This is a genomic window from Dolichospermum flos-aquae CCAP 1403/13F (assembly GCF_012516395.1).
In the GTDB taxonomy this organism is placed as follows: domain Bacteria; phylum Cyanobacteriota; class Cyanobacteriia; order Cyanobacteriales; family Nostocaceae; genus Dolichospermum; species Dolichospermum lemmermannii.
On record NZ_CP051206.1, the window covers coordinates 4,789,705 to 4,812,047 of the forward strand.

A 22,343-nucleotide genomic window follows, 5' to 3' on the forward strand; every position below is an offset into this window, starting at 1 on the left:
CCACTGACCACTGACAACTAACAACTGACTAATTACAAACGGAGTACCGCAAATGCCTATAGGCGTGCCTAAAGTTCCTTACCGGATGCCCGGTGGACAATATACAGATTGGATTAGCATTTATGACCGTCTTTATCGGGAAAGAATTATTTTCCTGGGAAGAGATGTGGATGACGAAATTGCTAACCAAATTATTGCTGTCATGCTGTATCTGGATTCCGATGATCCTGGGAAGGATATTTATTTATATATCAATTCCCCCGGTGGGATGGTGACATCTGGTTTGGCAATTTATGACACCATGCAACACATTAAGTCTGATGTGGTGACAATCTGTGTCGGTTTGGCTGCTTCTATGGGATCTTTCCTGTTGGCTGCGGGGACAAAGGGTAAACGCATGGCCTTACCTCACTCCCGGATTATGATTCACCAACCTTCTGGGGGAACTCGCGGACAAGCTTCTGATATCGAAATCGAAGCTAGAGAAATTCTGCGAATTCGGAGTCAGTTAAATCAAATTTATGCTGATAATACTACTCAACCTTTAAGCAAGATTGAAAAAGACATGGATCGTGACTTTTTTATGTCTGCTCAAGAGGCTAAGGAATACGGTTTAATTGATCGTGTGATTGAAGAACGTATTTAATAGTGGAAAATAATTCAAAATTCAAGATGTAAAATTCAAAAGTATGAATTACTCATTTTGAATTTTTAGTTTTGAATTTTGAATTTAAGTCAAGCGAAGCAACATGGATCTTGAAGATTATTACCGGATATTGGGTTTAAGGTCGGGAGTTTCTTTTGCTGATGTTAAAGCGTCCTATCGCCGATTGGTACAGCAATATCATCCTGATATCAACCCAGATGATCTCAAAGCGAAAGATAAGTTTATTGCGGTGACTGAGGCTTATAAGTTTCTCCAAACGGTTTTACCACCGGAGGAAATTAAGCCTCGGACTAATGAGGTGAAAACTGATGTTTCTAGTGCTAGAGAAGTGCAAACTCAACCAGCAGCATCAAAAACAACGGTTATATCTCATCCACCCAATTTAGAGGATATAGAACAACGGTTAAAGTGGAAGACTTATGAGCAGTTACAGCGATTTTTACAGGAAAGACGTTTTCCCCAGGCGATCGCTCTAGCAGAGGCTTTAATGGCGCGTTTACCAGCAGATGCGGAGGTGCGTCAATGGTTAGCGATCGCTTATCAAATCTGGGGACGAGTGTTAATTACGGAAAAACAACTCCCAAAAGCCAGAATTTATCTGAAAAAAGCCTTAAAAACTGACCCATACAATAAAGCTTTATGGAATGAAGTTCAGCAGGATTTTCAACGTTTGGAATTGAAACTTTAGTAATGGGTAATGGGTGATTGGTAATTGATAGTTGGTAAGAGTTTATTATTGATTCATACTTTATTTTTGAATTGTTTATTTCTCTGCGTGGATGTAATCTACAAAGTAGAATTTAGGAATGAATGAAAATTTCAACCACGCAGAAACTCCTACTCCTAAAAGTGCGGTAATTATTAATGGTAAACCTAGCTGTAACCGCCAATGATCAGGTAATAAAGCCACTCCAGATATAACAATTACAAAATATGCTAAAAGTCCTATTTGCAACCTTTCTAGATTTTTAACTGCGGTTCGACAACTACTACAATGCTGGGTATGTTGTTTATATCTATCGAGAACTTCAGCCCGATTTTCATTAATAGTTGTAGGTTCACTACCATTAATTCCTATTTCTTGCCAAGGTAATTTACTTTGACAATATTTATCAAACCAATTGCGAAATTCAATTACTAATCTATCAGCATTTGTGGGTAATTTATAAGCTGTTTTCCAACTTTGGGTTAATTGTTTTTGTTGTAAATAGTATTCTTGTTGTTGCAGAAAAATCATATCTCCATCTAATACTAGATGTCTCTCATTAATATGATTCCACCAACGGGGGATAATCCGATGTAGGGTTTTAGCAAAGTTGCGGGGAAATTGAGCAACAATTCTCGATTTACCAGGAGATACGGGAATACAATAAACAACTAAACCTAGTTTCTTTCCTGTATTACCAAGACTAATTGCATATTCTAATCTACAAGGTGGTTCAAATGTAATTGTCGTGGGTAAACCTCTCGCAATATCTACTTCAATTAAATCAATGGTTGATTTAACTATGTTAATAGGTATAGGTTGAGCTTTTTCTCTATTACCTTGGACTCCATGATGAGCAAAAGGGACATGACTAGGATCTGCTACATTTTCTACTAATGTTTGCCAATCATATTCTAAATCTCGAATATAATTCGACCAAACAAATCCTTTTTCTGCGTCTATTTGGGGTGATAAAGGTAAAGGTGTATTTTCAGCTATTGCTGCTGTTTTTTGATCTGGCCACACCCAAAGTATTTCCTGTTGTTGACGCACTGGAAAGGAAATAACACAAAAATTATCTTGATTTTTAGCGATAATTTCTGGGTTTTCTGCTTGGTGAACGCGCTGACAAATACCATTTTCATTAAATTCCCAACCGTGATAACTACACATTAAGTTACCTGTTTTATCTTCGATTCTACCTTCGCTTAATGGTGCGAGACGGTGGGGACATTGATCTAAAAATACTCGATAGGTTTCTGAGTTAGTAGGTTTCCAAACCACCAAGCGCATTCCCAGTAGCGTTAGAGGTGTTGGACGCTGGGGATTAATATCTTCGATTGGTATGAGAGGATACCAGTTTTGAAAAAAATTGAATTCAGATTGCATATTGCTTCTAATGAACAAAACAAATACACCACTAATAGTATATTGACCCCATATCCAGAAATAAACTCACTATGTCTCCCAATCCTTTTTTTCCTGGAAAACCAGTTCCCCCAGAAAGTTTCATAGGACGGACATCAGAAATTAACTATGCTTTTGACCAAATCCATAACCGCAGCCATTTCGCCATTTGGGGTGGTCCAGGAATGGGTAAGTCTTCATTTTTGCAGAAATTGGCTTCTGAGGAAACATGGCAAGAATATGGATTAGATCCATCTCAAGGTATCGCTGTCATCCTAGATTGTCAAAGTCTCACTCCCTTCACTTCTAGTGGTTTTTGGCGAGAAGCTTTAAATCTGCTGCACAATAAATTAGTCGGTGAACCACAACTACAAGCTGAAATCAAGCCATTACTTGAAAAACTGGCGACAAATGATAGTCTGCGCCAAGCATTACGGAAATTGGGTAAACAAGATAAGTTTTTAGTATTGTTGGTAGATAATTTTGATGCAGCATTGGTAACAAACGATCAGTACACGGAAACAGAAATGGAAACATTTTTAGCTCAGTGTCGTAGTTTGGCGGTTCATGCGGAAGAAAGTCAATATCTCTCCATGATTGTGGCTTCACTCCAACGCCTCAGTGAATTAGGTCCCAAATTTAACCCCAATGCTTCTCCTTGGTACAATCACTATTTGTTTCAATCTCTGAAATTGTTTACTACTAAGGATTTAGTTCAACTATTAAATAGTATTAGACCACCCACACTACGGGGTGCAATCATGAATATCATCGGTGGACATCCAATGTTAGTCCAAACTGCTGGGTTTTTCCTAGATAGAGAACTACAGCGTGGGAGTAATGCTGATATTAACTCATTTGCTGAGAATTTTGAAAGAGATACTCAACAGATTTTTCAGACAATTTGGTATAGATGCAATCTCAAAGAACAAGAGTTGTTAATGCTGATAGGTTTATTAGATATGGAAGATCATATAAAGGAAATAAAATTTAAATTAAGTGGCATTAGTCGCATTCTTACACAACATGAACGATCTTTAAGCAAGTTGGAAGAACAGGGTGTAATTACTTCCAGTTCTTCAGAAATCGGAAAGTTTTACGCCTTCACTTCATTACTTATGAAAAAATGGGTGATTCAGGAGATTTTGCAGACTCCAGAACAATCAATCAGAGGTAGAGAAAAAGAACTTATGAATCTGATTAGTCATAAACAAGTAGAGCAAGTTAAAAAAGTAGTTACTTGGTTAGGGGAAAATCCAGAAAAAGTAAAATCTTTCCTAGATTGGATTGCAAAGGTAGTACCAGTATTTCCTGGATAGACATTTGAATAGAGAAGTTTGTTTTAACTTCTCTACTAAGTTTATAGATAATGATTGATCTGAAATTAAATTTATAGATTGGGAGCAAATAAAAAATGTCTAAATTCCATCCAAATCCTTACATAGTAGGTAAACCAATTGAAGATCCAGAAAGATTTTTTGGACGCGAAGATTTGTTTGGTACTATTAATGATAGTCTTCAAGGAAATGCACAAATAATTTTATTATATGGTCAACGAAGGATTGGCAAATCATCTGTACTCAAACAAATTCCTAAAAAATTGAGTACAGATGAATTTGTTTTTGTTGATTTTGATTTTCTACCCACAGTAAAATTGTCTAATTCGGAAATTTTACATTCAATTGCAACTAAAATTAAAGATAAACTAGAAACAAACGATAAAATTTTAACCCATTTTGCGAAGAATGTAGAAACCAATCTTGAAAGTTTTTCTCGTTATTTTCTACCAGAAGTTTATAAACATTTAGGTACTAAAAAATTGGTTCTGCTGTGGGATGAATTTGATGTTTTGACTGAAAGAGATCCTGGATTAGATGAAGATAGTAGGAATTTTTGTGATTATATTATAAAGCTATTGGAAAAAAATAATAACTTATTTATTATCCCTGTCGTGGGAAGACACATCTCAAAATTGCCAAAATTAAGTTCTTTATTAGGGAAAGCACCAAATATAGAAATTGGTTTATTGGATAAAAATCATACTAAAGAATTAATTGTTAAACCCGCTGAGAGATTTTCAATATATGAAGAAGAAGCAATAGAAGAAATTTTCAATTTATCCGCAGGACATCCTTTTGTTACCCAGTGTATATGTTCTGCCATTTATAATCTAGCACGCGATCGCTATAATCAAAAAAATGTGCTTCCCCAGAGTATAAATGGTCATGATGTTGAAAGTATCGTAGATAAAGCAATTATATTAGCTGAAGCTGGTTTAGATGGGTCCTGGGGGGGATTAACTACTGAGCAGCAAGTTATTTTTGCAGCAGCAGCAGAGGCTCGAAATATAGCTATTCAAGAAAATGAACCTCCCCAGCTAATGCTATTAAGAAGCCATGGAATAGCAACAGAATATTTGAAAAAAGCAGACGAACAATTACATAAATATGGTTTTTTAGATAATAACAGGGTTAAGGTAGAATTTGTCCGTCGTTGGTTGGTGAAAAGTCATCAGCTAAAAGAGGAAATTAGCAATTTAGAGACAGTTAAACAAGAAAATGTTAATAAGCTCTTGTCAGTAGCAGATGATTTGCGAGAACATGATGATACACGGGCAGTGCAAACTTATGAACTGGCTTTAAAGCTTAATCCTAATAACTTTAAAACTGTAACATCTTTGGCTGACGAATATTTAAAGATTGAAGAACTTAATAAAGCCTGTGAATATTACAAACAAGCCTATCAATTCTATTCTTTTATCGGAAATATAAATAAACAAGAGTCTGTTTTACAGCCTTTATTAACTGTAGCTGAAAAATACTCAAAGGCAGAAAATTTTGAGCAAGCCTTGGAAATTTACAGACTAGCTGACGAAATTGATAGAGAAAGTAGCAAAGATGGTTTTTTACAGACAATAGAAAATTATGTCCATAAATTGATAATGGCAGAAGAATTGATTAAAGCAACAGAACAATGTCAATCAGGGTTAGAAATTGATCCAAACAGAATATTTTTTAAACAAAGATTAAAAGAAATTGAAGCCCGTGAGTCTAACACTAATCTTAACGTTGCAGCTAAACCTTTAAATAAAAAACCTTCTACAATCATGCTCAAATGGCTCAATCGTAGTTCAATACTCAGAGCATCTCTAGGATTAGCTGGAATTGTAGTTATTGGTGCAGGGATTTCTCAAGTTTTCAGAACTTGTCCAACAGGTGAAAGAAAGGAATTAGGTGTTTTTTGTGTAGTAGATAATAGTAGAATTAGTCGAGGCGATCGCACTTTTTCCCCTGAAACTACTAATATCCCCCGTGACAAAGGTATTCAAGCCCTTAAAAAAGGTGATTATCCACAAGCTGCTAATCTATTTAAACAAGCTATCAAAGCCAAACAAAATGACCCAGAAGTGCTTATTTATTATAATAATGCCCTAGCTCGTCAACAAGGTTCTCCGTTTACATTAGCAGTAGTTGTGCCGTTAGATAAAGACCAAGATGATAGAAATGATGCCCAAGAAATATTACGTGGGGTAGCCCAAGCACAAAACAAATTTAATAGTAATAAGGGCTTAAACGGCAGATTACTAGAGATTGTGATTGCTAATGATAGCAACACAGAAAAGGCTAAAGAAGTAGCACAATCGCTTATCAAAGATTCTTCAATACTGGGAGTAATTGGTCATAATTCTAGTGATGATACCAAGGCTGCATTACCAGAATATGCAAAGGCAAAATTGGCGGTTATTTCGCCCACTAGCACTAGCATTTTACTAAATAATCCAGTTTTCTTTAGAGCAGTTTATTCTGATGAAAGTGCGGGAAAAACACTTGCTGAATACACTTATAAAATTCTGAAATTGAAAAAAGCAGTAGTCTTTGGCAATCCCAATAGTCCATATAGTAACAGCATCAGAGAGGTATTCACAAATCAATTTGAAAAACTAGGCAGTGAGGTGGTTCATAAACCCCTAATTGATTTAACTGCTCCTACATTTGATGCAGAGAAAGAAGTTGCTAAAAGCGTCTATAGTAATAAAGCAGAAGCAGCATTGTTGTTTCCAGATACACGAAGCACTAAGATTGCTCTCAAGATTGCTATAGAAACTACCAAAAGAAACGAAACACTCAAAAGCAAAAATCCACCAAGACCAGAATTAAAAATGTTAGCTGGAGATACTCTTTATAATAATGAAACCTTAACCAGCGGTGGGAAAAATGTAGAGGGTTTAATTATTGCAATACCCTGGTTTAGAGAAACACCACAAGCTCAATCTTTTGCCAAAAAAGCAGAGCAGCAGTGGGGAGGAGGTATTAGTTGGCGAACTGCGACCAGCTTTGATGCAACCCAGGCTTTGATTAAAGCCTTATCTAATAATCCATCTCGTAGTACAGTATTAGGAAGACTGGAAAATGTCAGTCTTTCCGCAAATGAAACTTCGGGCGATCCTCTCAAGTTTACACCAGAAAGGGAGCGTGAAGGTCAATCTATTCTTTTACAAATTAAAGGGGGTAAATTTATGCCAATTGATTCAGTAAAGCCATGAGTTTTGACGATGAAATTAATACTTTTAGAGGTACTATGAAACTATGATTAATTCTCCTAAGTTTAGACAGAATCCCTATATTATTGGTCGTCCCGTTAACCGTGAGTTGTTTTTTGGGAGAGAAAGCCTATTTTCGTCTATTCAAAATAATATTCAAGACAATCGAAATATCATCTTGTTACATGGTCAGCGACGCATTGGTAAATCATCTGTCATGAAGAATATTCCTGATAAATGTAATGATTTGAATAAGTCTGTTTTTGTTGCATTTAATTTACAATCCTATAGTCAAGAATCCCTGAGTACAATTTTAGCAGATTTAGCTAAGGAGATAGTTAGTGAGTTGGATGATAAAAATATTAAAGTCCCAGAAATTATAGAGTTAGAATCAGATTCTGAAATTTTTTCTAATGAATTTTTACCGCGAGTATATAAATTATTAGAAAACAAAAATAAGGAAAATTTAGTATTGCTACTTGATGAATTTGATGCTTTAATGAATGGTAATAATTCAGGAAAGCAGGTTTGTGAATATTTATCTTCTCTTACTAAGAGTAATAAAAAATTATTTTTAATTTTAATTTTCCTAACAGAATCATTAGTAGATAAAGAAAAGCAAAAAGAGGCATTTAAATTTAAAATAATTAAGATGTTTAAGCCTAGTTCAGAACTAGAAATTGTGCCATTGGATGAAGAAAGTACAAAAAAATTAATTATTAACCCAGCAAAAGATATCCTTGAATATGAAGAAGATGCGATCAAAGAAATTCTTGATCTATCAGCAGGACACCCTTACTTTACCCAAGCGATATGTTTTAGTATTTTTGGGAAAGCGCGAGAGGAGAATAAGTGGACAGTTAGTAGTGAAGATGTAAAACTCATTATTAACAAAGCAATTGAATTAGCTGAGGCTGGTTTAACATGGTTTTGGGAAGGATTTTCGATTTTAGAAAAAGTTGTGTTTGCAGCGATAGCAGAAGCGCAAGAAAATTCAAATGATTATGTTGAATTAATAAAAAAATATAGACCTGAAACAGAAAATAAATTAATTACAGAAACAACACAAAGTCTCAGAAATAATGGGTTTTTAGATGAAATAAAAGAGAAAGTCAAAATAGAATTTGTCCGGCTCTGGATCATACAACGTCACCCACTCAGCGAAGAAATTCATGAGTTAGATAAAATTGAGCAAAAAAAAAGTCCTAGTAATAGTAATATAATTCCAGATTCAAACACTGTTGAGAGCGATTCTACACTTGAGAGTGATATTAATTTACATCAATCAAGTGAAGTTAATATTCCAGATATTCGTGCAAAATCCAATTTGATTATTTTAACTGCAATAGCATCTGTTGTTTTTATTATTTCTAGTATTATAGTAGCTAGTATTTCTCGCGGATCTAAAGACTGCGAACCAGGTAAACGAAAGGAATTAGGTGTTTTTTGTGTAGGAGACAATAGTATAATTAATAGTAGAATTAGTCGAGGCGATCGCACTTTATTCCCTGAGATTAATAATATCTTTCGTGATAAAGGCATTCAAGCCTTCCAACAAGGTAATTATCCAGAAGCAACTACATTATTTCAACAAGCTGTAAAAGCTAATCGTTATGATCCAGAAGTGCTAATTTATTATAATAATTCCCTGGCTCGTCAACAAGGTTCTCCGCTTACATTAGCAGTGGTTGTACCATTGGATAAAAGCACGATTACTGATACTGCTAAAGAAATATTACGTGGAGTAGCCCAAACACAAAACCAATTTAATAAAAATAAAGGCTTAAACGGCAGATTACTAGAAATTGTGATTGCTAATGACAGCAATACAGAAAAAGCCAAAGAAGTAGCACAAGAACTCATCAAAGATTCTTCAATACTGGGAGTCATTGGACATATTTCTAGTGATGCTACTAAGATGGCATTACCAGAATATGAAAAAGCCAAATTAGCAGTTATTTCCCCTACTAGCACTAGCATTTTATTGAACAATCCAGTTTTCTTCAGAGCAGTTTCTTCTGATGAAAGTGCCGGTAAAAAACTTGCTGAATATACTTATAAAAGTCTGAAATTAAAAAAAGCAGTAATTTTTGCTAACCCAACTAACTCATATAGTAATAGTATCAGAGAGATATTTACAAATCAATTTGAGAAACTAGGGGGTGAGGTGGTTCATAAACCCCTAATTGATGTAACTACCCCTACATTTGATGCAGAGAAAGAAGTTGCTAAAAGTGTCTATGGTGATAAAGCAGAAGCAGCGTTGTTGTTTCCAGATACACAAAGCACTGAGATTGCTCTCAATGTTGCGAAAGAAATTACCAAAATAAACGAAACACTTAGAACTCAAAATCCACCAAGACGAGAATTAAAAATGTTAGGTGGAGATAATCTTTATCAGGGTGAAATCTTAAACAGTGGAGGGAAAAATGTAGAGGGTTTAATCATTGCAGTACCCTGGTTTAGAGAAACATCACAAGCTCAATTTTTTGCCAAAAAATCAGATAAGCAGTGGGGAGGAGCTATTAGTTGGCGAACTGCAACTAGCTTTGATGCAACTTGGGCTTTGATTAAAGCTTTATCTAATAATCCATCTCGTAGTACAGTATTAGAAGGATTGGCAAATGTCAGTCTTTCCCCAAATGAAACATCAGGCTATCCACTCCAGTTTACACCAGAAAGGGAGCGAAACGGTCAATCTATTCTTTTACAAATTAAGGGGCGTAAATTTACTATAATTCCCAATAATTAAATTAGGTTGTATACAAAAATTATATGTCCCAATCTATCGCTGTCACCGTTAAGTTATTTGCTGTTTATCAAGAAGCTTTTGATGTGTCCGAACTAGTGTTAGATTTTCCTGATGGTACACCAGTTCAAGCGGTGTGCGATCGCCTAATTTCCGAACACCCAAAATTAAGCAAATGGCGAGAAATAACCCGCTTTGGCGTGAATTTACAATTTGTTGCACCAGATACTATTCTCCAAAATGGTGATGAGGTGGTTTTAATTCCCCCAGTCAATGGTGGTTAATGAGGATATATTCAAAGCCATTAAAAAGAAATTAAAGATGATTAAGTTAATTTTTACAACAATTTTCATAGTTTTCCTCACAGCTTGTACTACTATTGCCTTATCTCCAACACCGGAATTAGTGCAAAAAGCGATCGCCCTGCAACTAGAACAAACCCAACAGCAACTTAACCAACAGCTAGATCTAAACTTCCAAAAGTTTAATATTCAGCGCATATCTATTACTCAACAACAACCCCTCACCATTGAAAATTTACCAGCTTATCGAGTACAGGGAAATTACGACTTTACCGTAAAACTACCAAAACGCAGTTTTAAACAACTTGAAAAACCCTTTGAAGTCTACCTACAAATTCAAAAAGAAGGGAAAAGTTGGCGGTTATTAATACCAGAAAAAAACCGTCAAGATCCTCAATCAAAATGGCAGAGTTACTTAATTCTTTAATGGAACGAGTTACAATTATGATAGTTATCTTATCAAAAAGATAAAATAATTTTATAACTTGACATAACTTATCTGTACCAAAATAAATGTACATAGCTGATATAATTAAAATCCTAACCTCATCAAAAATCGGCGTTGCTGATAGCCTGCGTGGCGATAGCCATATTGAGGTATGAGAGGGTGTTTGAAAAGTTATGGTTGATGTATCAAATATTTTTTACCCCACCCTAACCCTCCCCTTGTAAAGGGGAGGGAACTGGATTTTTATTGTTTCCCCCCTTTACAAGGGGGGACTAAGGGGGGTAGCAATGTGATGAAAATTACGGAATACCACTTTTCAAACATCCTCTGAAACTAAAAACTCAAAATCTAAAACTTTGCGTCTTTGCTCCTTTGCGACTTTGCGCGAAACAAAATCCATACCGCCATTATGCAACGCCCAAAAATATATCAATCTCAGATTCAACCTGTGATATATGCTGGTTTAAGGTTAGACTCTAAATATATAGGAAAAAAATACTTCTTTCCTTAATTATTGTAAAATTCACTTAACAAACAAAGATTCAGTTTGAACAAGTGTCATCTAATACAAAGGAGAAATAAAAATGACAGAAAATAATCAGGATAATATCAGTAATACTGAAGAAACTTCTCAAGGAACAATCATAGTTGCTGGAATGCGTCCCATTACCACCGGGACATTACAAGTAGTTGATACCTTCAACTCTATGGGAATTCGTCCCATAGGTGCAAACACATTCCAAGTAGTTGATAGTATTAACTTGTCTGGTATTCGTCCCATTGGTTCTAGTGCCTTGGTAGTTTCTGACAACTATTCTGTCTTCGGAAATCGGCCAATAGCGCCAAATACCTTCGATGACTCCGAACTTTTGATGGGTTTTCTAGACTAATTACATTTCCAATATTTTCATCATATCAAATTCAACCTGGTTTTATGAATAAACTAGGTTGTTTTATTAGAAGGAGTCAGGAGTCAGGAGTCAGGAGTCAGGAGTCAGGAGTCAGGAAGAAGAATTAGAAGGAGATAAGAATAGTCTCAAATCTGGGAAAATGATAGCTAAATGAATAGTTTCAAAGTTTATTCCTTGCACATTATTCACATTTTATCCTTCTCAATTCATTGATTTATTTATCAAGGTTTTAGGTTTATTAAGCAAACCATAATTATGGCAAAACATCCAATTTTATCAACATCTTTAAACTTTCACGAAGATTATCCATGTCCAGTATGTCACGTGGGTAAAATTTCGCAAATGTTGATGATGGAAACTATGTGTTGTGATTTTTGTAATGAAATATTTACAGTTAACTTAGAATTACAACAAGTTAAAATGCCTTCTAGAGAACCACCTTTAGTTTGGAATTGGAATGGATTAAGGTGGACCCAAGCACGATTAGGAAATGTGGAATTAGGTTGGGGTTATGGTTTGTCCGCAATTGCTTTTATTATTTTACCGACTACCTTAATAGGAATTACAGCCTATTATTTTCCTCCTCATTCTCATGTTCCGCTTTCATGGATTCCATTTATTTGGACTGTGCTAACTTTTTTATCACACTTAGGAATTATTGTGTGGATTTTTATTGAAGTTTATCAGCTTCCCATTATCGCATATTTGCGAGCTATTACCCGTTGGCAAAATAGACTAGTTAGGTAGAAAAGTTCTGACTCCTATTAATTTTTAATTCCGCCCTGCGGTACTAGCAAAATCCCCTCATCATCTGCTAATAAATTGTGTGCTGCTTCCAACATAGATGGCATTATTTCTTGCAAATCTTCCCGATTATTTAAGTAAGTTTTTAAAGCTGACATTGGGTCAATACTGCTACTCGCGCTTAATTCAGGAATGCGGGGTTTTGCTAACTGACTCACTAATTCAGCTTGTATAGTGTAAGTGTGCGCGACACTTAAAGCTTGGTGAAGAGAAGAGTTATCAATTAAATCCAATTGTTCTGATTTCAATTTGTAAATTAATCGCACCACATTATCTTGAATATCATATTTAGCAATTCCTTTTAATAATACTTTTTGTGGATCATCCTGCTTAGATAAATCTATCTCAATAGTCCGAAAAGTTCGCACAGGTAAAGGACAAAATTCCCAATCTGCTTTCCCTTTTTCCAAATCTATCATTACATAACCTTTGTCTTCCTTCTCTTCACTAAAATCTACCCGTTCAATACTTCCAGGATAAATTACCGGTGGGTCATTGGATTTATTTAAATTTTGGTGTTTGTGAACATGACCTAAAGCCACATAATCAAAACATGGTCGGGTTAACAAAGATAAAGGTAAAGTAAAACCTTTCCCGACGGCTAATAAACGTTCTGCACCTAAAGTGGCATTATCAGCCATTAAATGAGCTAAAAGTACAGTGGGTAAATCTGGGTCAAGACGGCGAATTTCTCCTTCGATAACTACCTCTAAACGGTCTGTCAGCAGTTGATTCACTTCAGCTAAAGAAGAACCTTGAGTTTCTTGACGAGTCATCAAAGTTGAACGAGTTAACCAAGGAAGAGTAATGATTTGCACATCTCCGCTGCGGGTAGAAATGCGATGAGTTGTTAAAGTATCACCAACCACAAACCCTGGTACTCCCAAAGTCCGATAAATATTTAAACTCGCACCTCCCAAACCCTGGGAATGTTGGTCATGATTTCCCACTAATAATACTGTGGGGATATCTGCATCTACTAGTCGGCGAAATTGATTAGCAAAGGCTTCTTGAACATAGGGTGCAGGTGTGGCATTGGGGAAAGCATCACCACCAAATAAAACTAAATCTACATGATTGGCGATCGCTCGGTCAATACACAAAGATAATGTTTTCACAAAATCCTCCAGTCGTGTGTTTAAACCTGTGGCTGGATTAACGCGCCCGTGGCAAAAACCGCTACCAATATGAATATCTGAAAGATGGAGAATTTTCATAGTTTATTGGTTGTAGGGGTTCAGATCCCCGACTTCTTAAAGAAGTCGGGGATCTATTCTAAATCTAGTAGCAGTTTTTTGAAGTCACTGCTATGAGGTAAGTTATGATCCGCTAAAAATTGCTGATAAACTGATTCTTCCTCAATCTGCATTTTGATATACTCTATCTTGGGTATTGTTCCTTTTCTTAATCCAGCATATTCTAAATAACTGGAAAACTCCCATTCTTCGGGTTGCTTCACCAGTGATGCTTTCACAGGATTGAGATGAATATACTGAGAGAGGTTAACAAGATAGTCAGTTTGTGAAATATGAATACTTTGAAACCTTCCCTGAAATAATACTCCAGAACGGTTAAAACGTTTATTAATTGCTTTTGTGTAAGAAAGTGAGAGAGATTTCATAGCATCAGAAAGGGTTTCATCTCTCAGATAGACTAGAAGATGATAATGATTAGGCATTAAACAGTATGCAATAATATCTACTGAGTTTTTAATTAGATGTTCTCTGATCAGTCGAAGAAAATAAATATAGTTTTCACGTTCAAAGAAAATTATTTGGCGATTGTTTCCGCGATTATAAACATGATAAAAGTTGCCAGTTTGGAGTGGAATCCTTCTTTGTCCCATAATTGGATGTTTATTCGCATTATTTCAGAGAGTTCAGAAATTTCAGATCCCTGACTTCTTTAAGAAGTCAGGGATCTAAGAGATTAAATATGAATACCACACTCAGTTTTTTCGCTTCCTCTCCAACGTCCAGCGCGTTCGTCTTCACCTTCACCTACTTTAGTGGTAATGGGTTCGTCACCAATGCTAGGATAACCTTCGTCATGGAGAGGATTGTAAATTACTTTATGTTCAGCTACATAAGCCCAGCTTTGTTTACGAGTCCAATTAGCTAGAGGGTTGATTTTTAATCTGCCTTTACCATCTAATTCTAATACTGGCATGGTAGCACGAGTAACGGCCTGATCACGACGGCGACCTGTAATCCAAGCTACAGTATTGAGTTCATCTAAGCCCCGTAAAAGTGGTTCGATTTTGGTAATGTCGTGGAATTTAGCAATATCTGTATCCCAGAGGGCTGCACCGAATTTAGCAGCAAAGGCTTCACGGCTATCCACGTCTGGTGTTTTATAAGTTTGTAAATCTAGGTTATAGATTTCTTTGACTTTACCAACCAATTCTAAGGTTTGAGGGAAATGATAAAGGGTATCCAGGAAAATTACAGGAACGGGATGCTGAAGTACGCTATAGAAAATATGTGTCAAGATAATATCATCTACGTTGAAGGCGCTAGTTTGTACCAGTCCTGTGGGGATATTCTGCACAGACCAGGCTAAGATCTCTGTAGGACTTGCGGTTTCAAATTGCTGATTTAGTGATGCTAAGTCAAAGGCGGTAGAAGTTGTCATGATCTTTCTCTAAAACAAAGATTTTTTTATTTTTATTAAATTTAATTTTACCTTAATAAAGTCACATATCCCCCCGATGATTGAGGAAATAGGGCAGAGCGTAGGTTGCAGGGGAGGAGGGGAGGCTAGAAAAAGATATTTCCAACCAACAACTGACAACTGACAACTAACAACTGACAACTAACCTAATTATGTAGTATTTTGATTGCAAGTCTGTTTAAGGATTCATCCCATGCAACAGTTACTCAAGCAATTATTTAGTAACTCAAAATACCTTGTCCGTCTCATTTTTCCTGTATTGGTAATGATGATGGCGAGTTCACTGTTTATTTTACCTGCTGCTGCTACTGGTGTATACCAAATACCCAGTTTAACGGCAGATACTTGGATTTTAGATCAAGGTGATGTGATTAGCCGATTGAATGAAGGTCAGATTAGTAAGACTTTCCAGGATTTAGCTCAGGAAACTGGTAACGAAGCCAGAATTGTCACTATTCACCGCCTCGACTATGGGGAAACACCGGAAAGTTTTGCCAAGGGACTATTTAGTAAATGGTTTCCAACAGCAGCAGAACAGGCTAATCAGGTGTTATTACTTGTTGATACTGTTACTAATGGAACTGCTTTAATTAGTGGAGATCAGGTTAAGTCTCTGTTAACTGATTCTATCGTCCAAAGTCTGGCTGAAGAAACATTGGGTACAGCATTACGTAGTGGTAATAAATACAACCAGGGATTTTTGGATGTGAGCGATCGCTTGGTGGCTGTTTTATCCGGTAAACCAGATCCCGGTCCGCCAGAGATCAAGGAAACAGTCCAAGTAGAAGGAACTTTTACCAAAGCTGAAGAAACAGATCAAGGTAATGCTACTGCTTGGGTTGTCGGGCTGTTAATTGCGGCCACTGTCATCCCAATGGCTACATACTACATTTACTTAGTGTTTCAAAAACCACCCTCTCAGGAATCTGAGGAATAGGGAATAGGGAATAGGGAATTGGTTATTTTTTTCTTTCCAATTCCTGACTCCTATTTTTTATTTAAAACACTGTTTCTTCAGGAATAATTATTTTCTGTATTTTCAGAATTTTCTGACTCCAAAGTTCTAACATTGCGGCTAATTTATCTTTAGCTACTGGTTTACTTAAATAGTCGTCCATACCAGCATCTAAACAAATTTTTTGGTCTTCTTTCATGGCATTAGCAGTAATAGCAATTACTACAGGTTGTTGATGTTTAGGAAAGGAACTTACTGGACGACGACGAATTTCTTTTGTGGCTGCCAAACCATCGAGAATTGGCATTTGACAATCCATGAAAATCAAGTCATAGGGAATTTTATCTAATAATTCTAATACTTCTTGACCATTGGCTACGGCATCTGCTTGATATCCTAGATTTTGAAGTTGCTTGAGAAAGACTTTTTGATTAACTAGATTATCTTCTGCTAACAGCAACTTTAATTTGGATGTATTCTTGTTACTTATTGCTGGCAACTCTTCATTGATAGCAATCTGAGAATTATTTATTTTCGATTGAGAACCTACTATATTCATAATAGTATCAAGCAGTCGAGTAGGCTTAACCGGCTTGACTAAATAACTGATAAATCCTATATCTAATGCCTTTTTTATTTCATCTCTTTGATTAGTAGAAGTTAGCATAATTAAAGGGACATTAGCAATAGCTGGATTTTTCCTAATTTGTATTGCTAGAGTCAACCCATCTATCTCAGGCATTTGCATATCAATTATGGCAATATCATAGGGCATCTGCTGTGTTGCGGCTGTTTCTAAAGCTGCAAGTCCGGCAATAGCAGAATCAACTTCATCTATGTGCATTCCCCAACTGATAGCTTGGTGGTGGAGAATTTCTCGATTGATAGTATTGTTATCTACTACTAACAACCGTCGCTGACTAAGAATTTGATAATCTTGATTTTGAGAAACAGACTCTGGCTGTTTAGTAAAAGATAAATTAAACCAAAATTTAGAACCTTTACCAATTTCACTGTTGAGGCCAATTTTTCCACCCATTAAAGTTACCAATTGTTGGCAAATGGCTAGTCCTAAACCCGTACCGCCATATTTACGGGTAATAGAAGCATCAACTTGTGTAAAGGGTTGGAAAAGGTTATTTTTATCTTCAGTGGTAATGCCAATACCTGTGTCTATGATGGCAAATTGAATGGTAGCTGTATCATCGGTTTCTGAAATTAATTCTAGTTGAATAATTACTTCTCCTTGGCTGGTGAACTTGATCCCATTACCCATCAAATTCATGATAACTTGTCGCAGACGACTAGCATCTCCTTGGATATAAATTGGGACATTGGCAGGAATTAATGCTGCTATTTCTAGTCCTTTATCATGAGCTTGGGGTGCTAACAGTTCTATAACTTCTTGAATGCAGGTAGATAGGTTAAAATCTAGGGTTTCTAGCATCATTTTCCCGGCTTCAAGTTTGGATAAATCCAAAATTTCGTTAATCAAGGATAAGAGAGCATCACCACTAGTCCGCACTGTTTCCAAAAAATCTTGTTGCTCTGGATTAAGGGGAGTTTCTAATAGTAAGCTGGTCATGCCCAAAACGCCGTTCATTGGGGTACGGATTTCATGACTCATATTGGCCAAAAAACTACTTTTGGCTTGTAATGCTGATTCGGCTTCCTGTCGAGCTATTTCTAGTTCTTGACGGTGAATAATTTCTGATTCTAATAGTTTAGCTTGGACTAAGGCAATACCGATTTGATCAGCAAGCGATCGCAAGAATTCTCTTTCCCAAGTATTCCAATGACGGGGTTGAGTACATTGATGAGCAATCAACAGTCCCCAAAATTCATCTTCGAGAAAAATAGGAATCACAAGGTTGGCTTTGATGTGAAATCTTTCCAGTAATTGTCGGTGACAAAGTTGGATATTGGCTTTTTCTATATCATCAATACTGGTAATCCATTGTTGAGCATATTTATGAGCGTGTTTTTCTACAAAACAAGGGTCAAAAATCTGCTCTCCTATGACAACAGGGATACCGGGAATCAATGCTTCTTTACGTGCAGTTAAATTGCCATTTTCTTCTAACTCTAAGATGAGGACACGATCAGCTTTTAGCAGCTTTTTAACTTCGGTAACGCTAGTTTGGAGGATGTCGTCAATTTGTAAAGAGTCGCGGATTTTTAGGGTGATATCGGCTAATAATTGTGATCGCAAATTTTGCTGCTTTAGTTCTTCTTCTATTTGTTTTCGCTTAATAAATTGACCTATTTGGTCGCCAATAGACATCATCCCTTTCAGTAGATCTGCATTTTCTAGCTGCATATTTTTACTAAAGAAAACCATGACCCCAATGTTTGTATTACCACCACGAATAGGAAAACCAAAAGCTGTTTTCAATCCTATTTGAGTAGCAATATCTGTTCGCAGAAAATTCTGATCATTACAAATATCAGTTAGCCAAATAGGTTGAAATTTAGATAAAATTCGGCCAGGGAGACCAATTCCTGGAGCAAAAGTAATTTTTCTAGTAATTTCTTCAAACTGTTTAAATTCTGAACCTGATTCATACCAAATATCTAAACAACGCAGAATATTTTCTGATTTATCCATAACCCAAATTTCGCCCCAATCCCATGCCAATGTTTGACAAATTCCTTTTAAGGTGCGATGGGTGGTATTCTGAATATTTATAGCTCCTGCTAAGGCATTAGTTACCGCATATTGGAAACTGAGATATTGTTCATTTTGTTTGCGCTCAGTAATATCTATCCCTGTACTAACAATGTATTCTATTTGGTTTTGACTATCCAGCATAATAGTATTTGACCAATCAATTAATCGTTGTCTTCCATCTCTTGTTATCCAATAAGTTTCTGATTCTCTTGGTCTTTTATCTAATTTTATTTGCTCAAAAATAGCTTGAATTGATGGCTGATCTTTCTCGGTTAAAAATAGCTGCCAAAAACATCGCCCTAAAACTTCTCCACAGGTGTAACCAGTATTTTGTTCGCAAGCTCGATTGAAGCGGACAATTTGCCCTTTATCATCGAGAACCATCACTAAAACGCTGGCTGTATCCAGAACACTAGAAATGAAATTACGTTCTGTTTTTAGAGATTCCTCTACCCATTTGCGGGCAATGATTTCTCGATAAATAAGGTAGTAAACCATCGCCATAATTATGACACACAAACTGATAGCAATCTCCAATCCAAGGAGCATACTATATGTAGTATTAGTTAATTTTATTGATTGTTGCTGAAGAATTTCTTGGTCTTTTTGATTAAATTCATTGATTCTTTCATATTGTGCTAATGTCTGTTTTTGCTGATTATTTATATTGACAATTTCTTGAATATTTTGATAGGAAAATATCCCAATTATCACTAAAATTGATGATGTTAAGCCAAACCAGCCGCCTATTTTCACAAAAAATTGTTTGTTAGCGTTCTTTTGTTTTTGATGTTTAGTAGTTACCAATAGTAAGTTATCTAAATTGCGTCGTAGTTCAGGGCAAACGCACCTAAATTCTGTAATCCATGCCCAGCAAGGGTTTCAACCTTTAGTTACAAAAATTAACAATCGTCAAAACCTTTGTCCAGTAAGCATTCTAAAAATAAGATGCGCTTGCCCTGCGTCGTAGTTCTAGCTGTTTCATGACTTGGCAACCCAGTATTTTCAAAGCCTCTAGTTGTTCAGCCGTGAGTTCCCTTGGCACATTATCAATCACGCACAACGTTCCTAAACCATAACCCTCAGCATCAATTAGAGGTACACCTGCATAAAATCGAATATTAGGCTCGGATGTGACTAAGGGATTGGTAGCAAATCTGTCGTCAAGAGTGGCATCAGGAACAATGAAAACATCTTTTTGGCAAATGGCGTGAGTACAAAAAGCAATATCACGAGGTGTTTCTAATGCCTCTAAACCGACTTTAGACTTAAACCATTGCCGGTTTGTGTCAATCAAACTTACTAAAGCTATGGGAGTTCCACAAATATAAGCTGCTAAACGAGTTAAATCATCAAAAGCAGCTTCCGGTGCAGTATCCAGAATCTTGTACTGTAATAGTGCCTCTATTCTGGCGGTTTCATCATGAGGTGATAATTCTTTCATGTTGTAATTTTATTACTTATTAAAAAGATTTTCTAGTTTTAATAATTTTTTTGAAAAAAGTGCAGAAATGTATTATTTTTTTCTTTTTTGAAGCATAAGTAAGAGGGTGTTTGAAAAGTTATGGTTGATGTATCAAATATTTTTTACCCCACCCTAACCCTCCCCTTGTAAAGGGGAGGGAACTGGATTTTTATTGTTTCCCCCCTTTACAAGGGGAAAGGGGGGTAGCAATGTGATGAAAATTACGGAATACCACTTTTCAAACATCCTCTAAGTGGGAATTAGTAACTAATTCCCCGTCTTTGCTATTGTATCTAATCTTGAATGTATTCTTTTCCTGACACTAAAGCCATTTCAGCCCGCACAAATTCTCTACCTAAATAAGCTGCATGGTCTAAGAAGGTTACAAGACAATCTGGAGTTTCTTCAAAAATCTTAATACACAGTTCTTTGGCTGTACGGCCACTAAATACGGTAGTGTGAGTTCTTTCCACTTTACCGCGAACTGGAATCACCTGACCTGTTTCGGGATCTACTGCTAAACCACGTTCATTAATGACATTAGTGAAGTGCTTTGCATAAATTAACCTTTCATTTTGATCTATGTAGATAATAAAATAGCCCTTGGGGTCAAGATCAATATAACGCTGAGAAAGTTTATGATCAATTGCTGTCAAATCTTCAAGTAGTAAATCCTTATGCATTATCAAAAGTAAATTTATAGAAACAGTATTTTTAGATTACATCAATATGCAATATTCAGATCCCCGACTTCTTTGAGCAGTCGGGGATCTATTTAGAAGTCGGGGATCTATTTCCTTATTTAAAAGGTAACTCTGCATTAATAGCATCCATTTCTTTTTGTTCCATTTGATTTACTTCCCGAACCCAAGGCAAAATAATTTGTCCTAAACGGTTGTTGTAAAAGCGGTGAAGGCTGTAATTAGCAGTAGCAGGGAATCCCCGACGTTTTTTATGTTTACCACCTGCTCCTGGGTCAAAATTTTGGATACCATGAGCGATCGCCCATTCAATTGGTGCATAATAACAAGCATCAAAATGTAAGCAATCTATGTCTTGAAAACTCCCCCAATAGCGTCCATATAGTTTGTCTTCTTTGAATAAACAAAAGGACATCCCCACAGGTTGACGTGGATCTTGCTCATTATAAGCGGCAAAAAATACGACTCGATGCCGATAATTATGGTGCAACTGTTCAAAAAAGTTCTTGGTTAAATACTTACTTCCCCACCAACCAAACTTATCGCAAGTATCAGCATAGAAATCATACATTAACGGAAACAGAGAATTAGGAATTTCCTCACCCGTTAATGCTTGCAATTTTAAACCAGCCTTTTCTACAGCTTTGCGTTCCCGTTTAATATTGCGTCTTTGATTGGCATTAAATCCAGTCAAGTAATCATCAAAAGTTTGAAAATTAGCATTTTCCCAAACATAATTATGATGTAGCCAAGTTGTAAACCCCTGGCGTTCTAAAATTGGTCGCCATTGGGGATCAACATAAAGAAAATGACAGCCAGAAATCCGATGTTTCACACAAAAACTATCAATTTCATGGAGGATTACCGCCGTAATTTCTTCCTCATCTTCTCCCGCAGCTATTAAAAACCGATAGCCTTCAGCCGGGGTAAATGGTGTCATTCCTAGCAGTTTTGGATAATACTCTATTCCTAAACGGGAAGCTAATTCTGCCCACTGCTGATCAAAAACAAATTCGCCCTGGCTATGTCCTTTTAAATACAATACCCGTGAATGAAATTAATAGCCTACAAATAATTACTAATATTAATTCTGCAAATATTAAGGCATAAAAATAACTTCAGTTTAGTCTAAACTCCAGGCAAAATGTATCTAAAATTATATGATCATGAGATTTTTCTTGAATTTATAAATCATCAATCTTGTCAATTATTTGAAATCAAATTTAAAAAATCATAAATGTGTCATTTTTTTCGTCGAGAATTTTTATTCCTGCTCCAAAATGAGTAGCCTGATAGTATATATTGACAAAATATGAAAGAATATTTAAGCTTTATAAGAGTTTA

General features: G+C 36.1%; 16 protein-coding genes and 1 pseudogene. 10 read left to right on the plus strand and 7 right to left on the minus strand.

The features are described 5' to 3' along the window. Window positions 1-52: 52 nt before the first annotated feature. A complete protein-coding gene (locus tag HGD76_RS22915; protein ID WP_015083128.1) occupies window positions 53-646 on the plus strand; it encodes an ATP-dependent Clp protease proteolytic subunit in 594 nt (197 codons plus the stop codon). 103 nt (window positions 647-749) lie between these two features. Next, window positions 750-1,355 (plus strand): J domain-containing protein, encoded by a 606-nt coding sequence (locus HGD76_RS22920; protein ID WP_168697133.1) that lies wholly within the window; start codon window positions 750-752, stop codon window positions 1,353-1,355. Between the two features lie 75 nt (window positions 1,356-1,430). Here the strand turns inward: HGD76_RS22920 and HGD76_RS22925 are convergent, their stop codons facing one another. After that, complete coding sequence (locus tag HGD76_RS22925) at window positions 1,431-2,762, minus strand: Rieske 2Fe-2S domain-containing protein (protein ID WP_168697134.1); 1,332 nt, start codon at window positions 2,760-2,762, stop codon at window positions 1,431-1,433. Between the two features lie 71 nt (window positions 2,763-2,833). Between HGD76_RS22925 and HGD76_RS22930 the strand changes: the two genes are divergently transcribed. From HGD76_RS22930 to HGD76_RS22960, 7 genes are all read left to right on the plus strand, one after another. Further along, window positions 2,834-4,099, plus strand: a complete 1,266-nt coding sequence (locus tag HGD76_RS22930) for an ATP-binding protein (protein WP_168697135.1) — start codon at window positions 2,834-2,836, stop codon at window positions 4,097-4,099. Between the two features lie 95 nt (window positions 4,100-4,194). Then, window positions 4,195-7,323 carry an ABC transporter substrate-binding protein gene (locus tag HGD76_RS22935; RefSeq protein WP_168697136.1) on the plus strand — a complete coding sequence of 1,043 codons (3,129 nt, stop codon included), beginning with the start codon at window positions 4,195-4,197 and terminating at the stop codon, window positions 7,321-7,323. A gap of 43 nt (window positions 7,324-7,366) precedes the next feature. Beyond that, window positions 7,367-10,072, plus strand: a complete 2,706-nt coding sequence (locus HGD76_RS22940) for an ABC transporter substrate-binding protein (protein ID WP_168697137.1) — start codon at window positions 7,367-7,369, stop codon at window positions 10,070-10,072. Between the two features lie 23 nt (window positions 10,073-10,095). Next, window positions 10,096-10,353 carry a MoaD/ThiS family protein gene (locus HGD76_RS22945; RefSeq protein ID WP_168636077.1) on the plus strand — a complete coding sequence of 86 codons (258 nt, stop codon included), beginning with the start codon at window positions 10,096-10,098 and terminating at the stop codon, window positions 10,351-10,353. Window positions 10,354-10,390: 37 nt separating this feature from the next. Next, the gene (locus tag HGD76_RS22950) at window positions 10,391-10,798 is read left to right on the plus strand and encodes a hypothetical protein (RefSeq protein ID WP_015083135.1); all 408 of its coding nucleotides are present in this window, start codon (window positions 10,391-10,393) and stop codon (window positions 10,796-10,798) included. A gap of 605 nt (window positions 10,799-11,403) precedes the next feature. Then, window positions 11,404-11,709, plus strand: a complete 306-nt coding sequence (locus HGD76_RS22955; RefSeq protein WP_148764797.1) for a hypothetical protein — start codon at window positions 11,404-11,406, stop codon at window positions 11,707-11,709. A gap of 276 nt (window positions 11,710-11,985) precedes the next feature. Then, window positions 11,986-12,477 carry a hypothetical protein gene (locus tag HGD76_RS22960; RefSeq protein ID WP_168697138.1) on the plus strand — a complete coding sequence of 164 codons (492 nt, stop codon included), beginning with the start codon at window positions 11,986-11,988 and terminating at the stop codon, window positions 12,475-12,477. A gap of 17 nt (window positions 12,478-12,494) precedes the next feature. Here HGD76_RS22960 and sbcD read toward each other — a convergent pair whose 3' ends face one another. The 3 genes from sbcD to cysH all read right to left on the minus strand — a co-directional run bounded on the left by sbcD (window position 12,495) and on the right by cysH (window position 15,168). Beyond that, complete coding sequence (gene sbcD, locus HGD76_RS22965) at window positions 12,495-13,751, minus strand: exonuclease subunit SbcD (RefSeq protein ID WP_168697139.1); 1,257 nt, start codon at window positions 13,749-13,751, stop codon at window positions 12,495-12,497. 53 nt (window positions 13,752-13,804) lie between these two features. Continuing rightward, a complete protein-coding gene (locus HGD76_RS22970; RefSeq protein WP_015083139.1) occupies window positions 13,805-14,380 on the minus strand; it encodes a transposase in 576 nt (191 codons plus the stop codon). Window positions 14,381-14,463: 83 nt separating this feature from the next. After that, a complete protein-coding gene (gene cysH / locus HGD76_RS22975; RefSeq protein WP_168632835.1) occupies window positions 14,464-15,168 on the minus strand; it encodes a phosphoadenosine phosphosulfate reductase in 705 nt (234 codons plus the stop codon). Between the two features lie 232 nt (window positions 15,169-15,400). Here cysH and psb32 point away from each other — a divergent pair, with 232 nt between their 5' ends. Beyond that, a complete protein-coding gene (gene psb32, locus HGD76_RS22980) occupies window positions 15,401-16,144 on the plus strand; it encodes a photosystem II repair protein Psb32 (protein WP_168697140.1) in 744 nt (247 codons plus the stop codon). Between the two features lie 61 nt (window positions 16,145-16,205). Here the strand turns inward: psb32 and HGD76_RS22985 are convergent. The 3 genes and pseudogenes from HGD76_RS22985 to HGD76_RS23000 all read right to left on the minus strand — a co-directional run bounded on the left by HGD76_RS22985 (window position 16,206) and on the right by HGD76_RS23000 (window position 22,041). After that, window positions 16,206-20,277, minus strand: a pseudogene (locus HGD76_RS22985) (GAF domain-containing protein). A gap of 314 nt (window positions 20,278-20,591) precedes the next feature. Continuing rightward, entirely contained in the window at window positions 20,592-20,981 is a 390-nt protein-coding gene (locus HGD76_RS22995) for a DUF4346 domain-containing protein (RefSeq protein WP_015083143.1), read from the minus strand. Window positions 20,982-21,096: 115 nt separating this feature from the next. Beyond that, window positions 21,097-22,041, minus strand: coding sequence for a GNAT family N-acetyltransferase (locus HGD76_RS23000; RefSeq protein WP_233466967.1), 945 nt, complete (start codon window positions 22,039-22,041; stop codon window positions 21,097-21,099). Window positions 22,042-22,343: the final 302 nt, after the last annotated feature.

Bases quoted from the DNA above. Each gene is read 5' to 3' on its own strand.
- HGD76_RS22915 (WP_015083128.1), top strand. From the start codon at position 53: ATGCCTATAGGCGTGCCTAAAGTTCCTTACCGGATGCCCGGTGGACAA.
- HGD76_RS22920 (WP_168697133.1), top strand. From the start codon at position 750: ATGGATCTTGAAGATTATTACCGGATATTGGGTTTAAGGTCGGGAGTT.
- HGD76_RS22925 (WP_168697134.1), bottom strand. From the start codon at position 2,762: ATGCAATCTGAATTCAATTTTTTTCAAAACTGGTATCCTCTCATACCA.
- HGD76_RS22930 (WP_168697135.1), top strand. From the start codon at position 2,834: ATGTCTCCCAATCCTTTTTTTCCTGGAAAACCAGTTCCCCCAGAAAGT.
- HGD76_RS22935 (WP_168697136.1), top strand. From the start codon at position 4,195: ATGTCTAAATTCCATCCAAATCCTTACATAGTAGGTAAACCAATTGAA.
- HGD76_RS22940 (WP_168697137.1), top strand. From the start codon at position 7,367: ATGATTAATTCTCCTAAGTTTAGACAGAATCCCTATATTATTGGTCGT.
- HGD76_RS22945 (WP_168636077.1), top strand. From the start codon at position 10,096: ATGTCCCAATCTATCGCTGTCACCGTTAAGTTATTTGCTGTTTATCAA.
- HGD76_RS22950 (WP_015083135.1), top strand. From the start codon at position 10,391: ATGATTAAGTTAATTTTTACAACAATTTTCATAGTTTTCCTCACAGCT.
- HGD76_RS22955 (WP_148764797.1), top strand. From the start codon at position 11,404: ATGACAGAAAATAATCAGGATAATATCAGTAATACTGAAGAAACTTCT.
- HGD76_RS22960 (WP_168697138.1), top strand. From the start codon at position 11,986: ATGGCAAAACATCCAATTTTATCAACATCTTTAAACTTTCACGAAGAT.
- sbcD (WP_168697139.1), bottom strand. From the start codon at position 13,751: ATGAAAATTCTCCATCTTTCAGATATTCATATTGGTAGCGGTTTTTGC.
- HGD76_RS22970 (WP_015083139.1), bottom strand. From the start codon at position 14,380: ATGGGACAAAGAAGGATTCCACTCCAAACTGGCAACTTTTATCATGTT.
- cysH (WP_168632835.1), bottom strand. From the start codon at position 15,168: ATGACAACTTCTACCGCCTTTGACTTAGCATCACTAAATCAGCAATTT.
- psb32 (WP_168697140.1), top strand. From the start codon at position 15,401: ATGCAACAGTTACTCAAGCAATTATTTAGTAACTCAAAATACCTTGTC.
- HGD76_RS22995 (WP_015083143.1), bottom strand. From the start codon at position 20,981: ATGCATAAGGATTTACTACTTGAAGATTTGACAGCAATTGATCATAAA.